The organism is Aurantimonas sp. A2-1-M11, assembly GCF_036549475.1.
Classification (GTDB): Bacteria; Pseudomonadota; Alphaproteobacteria; order Rhizobiales; family Rhizobiaceae; genus Aurantimonas.
Map to the genome: position 1 here is coordinate 1 of NZ_JAZHLI010000150.1, position 3,572 is coordinate 3,572.

General features: G+C 62.7%; 4 protein-coding genes. 2 read left to right on the forward strand and 2 right to left on the reverse strand.

The window, feature by feature from the left end; translation table 11 throughout:
* Window positions 1-152: 152 nt before the first annotated feature.
* Window positions 153-887 carry a PRC-barrel domain-containing protein gene (locus VQ042_RS25005; protein ID WP_331822958.1) on the reverse strand — a complete coding sequence of 245 codons (735 nt, stop codon included), beginning with the start codon at window positions 885-887 and terminating at the stop codon, window positions 153-155.
* Between the two features lie 371 nt (window positions 888-1,258).
* On the opposite strand from VQ042_RS25005, the gene VQ042_RS25010 reads away from it, so the two are divergent.
* A complete protein-coding gene (locus VQ042_RS25010; protein WP_331822959.1) occupies window positions 1,259-1,489 on the forward strand; it encodes a hypothetical protein in 231 nt (76 codons plus the stop codon).
* 528 nt (window positions 1,490-2,017) lie between these two features.
* On the opposite strand, the gene VQ042_RS25015 is transcribed toward VQ042_RS25010, so the two are convergent.
* Window positions 2,018-2,521, reverse strand: a complete 504-nt coding sequence (locus VQ042_RS25015) for a DUF6647 family protein (protein ID WP_331822960.1) — start codon at window positions 2,519-2,521, stop codon at window positions 2,018-2,020.
* Between the two features lie 124 nt (window positions 2,522-2,645).
* Here VQ042_RS25015 and VQ042_RS25020 point away from each other — a divergent pair, with 124 nt between their 5' ends.
* A complete protein-coding gene (locus VQ042_RS25020; protein ID WP_331822961.1) occupies window positions 2,646-3,545 on the forward strand; it encodes a winged helix-turn-helix domain-containing protein in 900 nt (299 codons plus the stop codon).
* The last annotated feature ends 27 nt before the right edge of the window (window positions 3,546-3,572 follow it).

Sequence of the window (3,572 nt, forward strand, 5' to 3'; positions counted from 1 at the left end):
ATGCAGAAGGACGGCTCAAAGGAATCCTTGAAGGGGAAATTCCAAAGGGCAGGCTGGGACAATGCATTCCTCTCTCGCCTGCTCAGCCTGTTCTGAAATGCGATTGCCCTGGTGGCGTTGCTCCCAGGCCTTTTAGCAAGGGTTCGGCGATGCTATGGCATCTCGAAAAGGGCGTCATTGCGGCTGCGCCACTCGGTATCCGAGAGCCACGTGTAGTCCTGGTCGGGCATAAGAGGGATGGTCTTCACTTCCGTCTCGGGCATGGGGAGGAAGAATACGTCGCGTTCCTGCGAAACCCGGAGAAACCGGATCGGCGCAATGATGCTGTCGGTTCCCGGGATGAAGAAGCCGCCGGATGCGATGACGGCGTAGCCATCATGATCCTTCGTCTCGAAGACGACGTTCCTGACCTCCCCGATGATCTTATCGTCCGAACTGCGAACCTCGGATCCAATGAACTCGTTTGCCCTCAGACCGGGTGAAAGCTCGGCGATGGCTACGAGCGGCTTCGCACCCTCATCATCGCGATGCCCGGCGACCGCGCCGCGCTGGACCATCGGTTCCCTCGCGGCGAACTGCTGGTCGGCCTCGTCCTCGTCGTTCCTACCCATGCTGGCCATCGACGGCTCCGACACGAGTTCGCGGATATTGCCCATGATCCGAGCGCAGTCGTCATAGCGTCCGTAGGACCACAAAATGAATGCGGAATCGCGCAAATGACGGAGATCGCGCACCATACTGCGGCCGCTCGCCCCCCGGAGCTCTGGCTTCTGCATGATCGCCTCTTCCAACCCGGCGTCGGCGAGGTTGCACTCCTCGGCCGTAGCCGCCGTGCCCCCGAACATTCCAAGGAGAGCGAGGGAGAGAATGATCTGTGGCGGCCTCATGGTCGATCCAATCTTAGGACAAGTGAGGATGTCGGTATAAGGAAGCAAATAAGGCAAGTGTGAGTCGTGCCTTCGGCGACCAAAGAAAAGCTGGTGCGACGGGATGCGTGAGAAGGCTGGGTTGCTTTCTCCGCGAACGGACGCGCCGCCCTGACTCAGGGCCGCCTCACTGGCGCGCTTCGGGACCGCGCCTGCTCCTGCCAAGTCCGGCAGGAACGCTCGCCAGCGAGCTTCCTCGAGCGATTTGTGGATGCCTTTCGATGTCATTTGTCTCCGCCGCCGGCAATCTCCGGAATCGTGTGCGCACCTCGTCGCGGCGATATTCGTGGCCCATGTAAGGTTGGACATCATGCTGCATGTTGGAGATGACCATGGCAGAGCACGACGTCGTGCAGAAGCGGAATGAGACACTGATCGCCGAGGAAGGCGAGCGGGCTATCTACAGGTTCGAGATCAAGAAGCCGGATGGCATCTGGGCTACGATGTTTCGAGGTCAGGACACCATTCACGATTCTAAGGGCGAAGAAGTCTGCGCACCGGCGCATCCGACTTTTCCGACCGAGGAGCAAGCTCGAGAGTGGTTGGAGGCTCGAAAGGCGTAGGCCGTCGCCCCGCTTGTCGGGACCATCGTGTCCGCAAACGGCGCGTCGTCCAGTCAACCGAGGCAAGGTCGGCGCCTTGCGAGCGCCGGTCTCTTATCAAAGCCGGGGGCGCGTGCCGACGGTGTGCCTTAGGAGTGTTGGGATCGCGCTGCCACTAATAGGTGTAGCGGACAGGGTTTTGCGTGGCCGTCCCCATCGCGGTAGCCCTCGATAAGAGGGTTATTACAAGCCATGTCGGAGCAGTTCGGCCGCGATGAGTGGGCGGGACGCGTTATCTCGAGTTGGGAACGCGGCGAAGTAATCTTTTGCCGTTGCGTCCGGCCTCAGCCTCCGCACCACCCGCCGCCAGTGAGCAGCCTGATCGTCGCGGCCGGCCAGCCCGTTTGCGGCGAGCGCAATCATGGCGATCAGATAATGAGCTAATGAGTGCACGTGGTGCCCACGAGCAGTGTTGCGGCGTCTATGCCGAAGGCGCTCTCGAGACTTTCGCCAAATAAGCCAAGCCAGACGTTCTGTGCGTNTAATGAGCTAATGAGTGCACGTGGTGCCCACGAGCAGTGTTGCGGCGTCTATGCCGAAGGCGCTCTCGAGACTTTCGCCAAATAAGCCAAGCCAGACGTTCTGTGCGTGATATGCAAGCGCCTCGCGCTCGCCGGGACAGGCGAACCGCATGTCGGCCGCCGCCTGGAGGTGGTGGACCATCTCGTGCACTAGCACCGATAGCTCGGCAGGCGTTTGCCCGGTCCAACTCTCGGAGAGGTATATTGTGCGGCCCGCATCGTCGTATACGGCAACGACTAAGCCAGGTTCCACAGTCGCTCGGGGACCATAGCGCATCGCGACGAGTTCGGCCTCTGGCGCTGTTATGAGGGCCGGCGTTTCAGCCACGGAGGGTAGGTCGAAGTTCGCCGTGAGCCAAAGCGTGATCGCATCGAGAAGGGGCGGCGCCTCCCGAGGTCCGGCGGCGGCGGCCGGGGCCGTGGCGGTTAGCCAGAGTGCGGCGACGGCGAATAGGATTGCAGGAAAATGCATGGTGGGCCTCCTTGTGTAGGTTGCGCAGGAGGCTCGCGGAAGGGGCGTTGCAGGTCATGAAAGCGCTCTGAAGGAACGCTGAAATTGTGCTAAGATCGCACCGTCGCACCTTTGGAACCGTGAAATGGTTGCTCTTGGCGCCTGCCGCTTCGGCGGCTTCGTTCTGAACCGTTCGCGCGGCTGCCTTGAGGACAGGGCGGGAGCGGAGAGGTTCCTGCGGCCGAAGTCCTATCGGGTGCTCGAGATGCTCTGCGAGCGGCGCGGCCAGCTGGTGAGCAAGGACGAGCTCATTTTGACGGTCTGGCCCAATGTGATCGCCTCCGACGACAGCTTGGCGCAGTGCGTGAGCGAGATCCGCCGCGCGCTCGGCCCGGAAGGCGCGGACCTTCTGCGCACCGTGCCACGGCGGGGATATATGCTAGCAGCACAGGATACGGGCGCGGAGGCCGCGATCTCGAAGGAGTGGATCTGGAGGCCAGGATTTGCCCAAGCCAGCGGGCTAGCCGCTCTCACGGCGATCGCGGCGGCCGTTGCTTGGTGGACGATGCTGGGAGATGCCCTGGAACCTACGGCCAAGCCAGCGGATCCCACGCTGTCTCAGGCGGATGCGCTGCTTGAGGCGCGCGATTGGCGGCGGCGGCAGGACAACGAGCGGGCGCGCGCGCTGCTCGAGACGGTGGTCGCCGCTCAACCCGCCAATGCCGACGCCTGGGCGCGCCTCGGGTTGACCTATTGGCTGGAAGTCCAGCACCTCTCGTGGGGCGGTGGCCGGCGTGAGATGACGCGGGCGCTGGAGATGGTGGAGCGCGCCGTCACGCTCGGCGACAGCTCACGGTCGCACCGGCTGCTCGCCGAAATGCGGCTGCTCGCACCATTCCCGGAGATGCGCTCACCGCTCGACGCCCTGGCGAATGCACGTGCGGCGGTGTCAATTGAGCCGTACGCATCCGGCCTGGACCGCGGGGAGCAGATTTTTTTGTTTCAGAGCGGTTTCAGGCTTGCGTCTTTCGGCTTGACCCGTTGACGAGTTGCCGGGAGGTCGTGCGCGAGT

Excerpts from the sequence above, each read along its gene's own strand:
- VQ042_RS25005 (WP_331822958.1), bottom strand. The coding sequence starts at position 887 with ATGAGGCCGCCACAGATCATTCTCTCCCTCGCTCTCCTTGGAATGTTC.
- VQ042_RS25010 (WP_331822959.1), top strand. The coding sequence starts at position 1,259 with ATGGCAGAGCACGACGTCGTGCAGAAGCGGAATGAGACACTGATCGCC.
- VQ042_RS25015 (WP_331822960.1), bottom strand. The coding sequence starts at position 2,521 with ATGCATTTTCCTGCAATCCTATTCGCCGTCGCCGCACTCTGGCTAACC.
- VQ042_RS25020 (WP_331822961.1), top strand. The coding sequence starts at position 2,646 with ATGGTTGCTCTTGGCGCCTGCCGCTTCGGCGGCTTCGTTCTGAACCGT.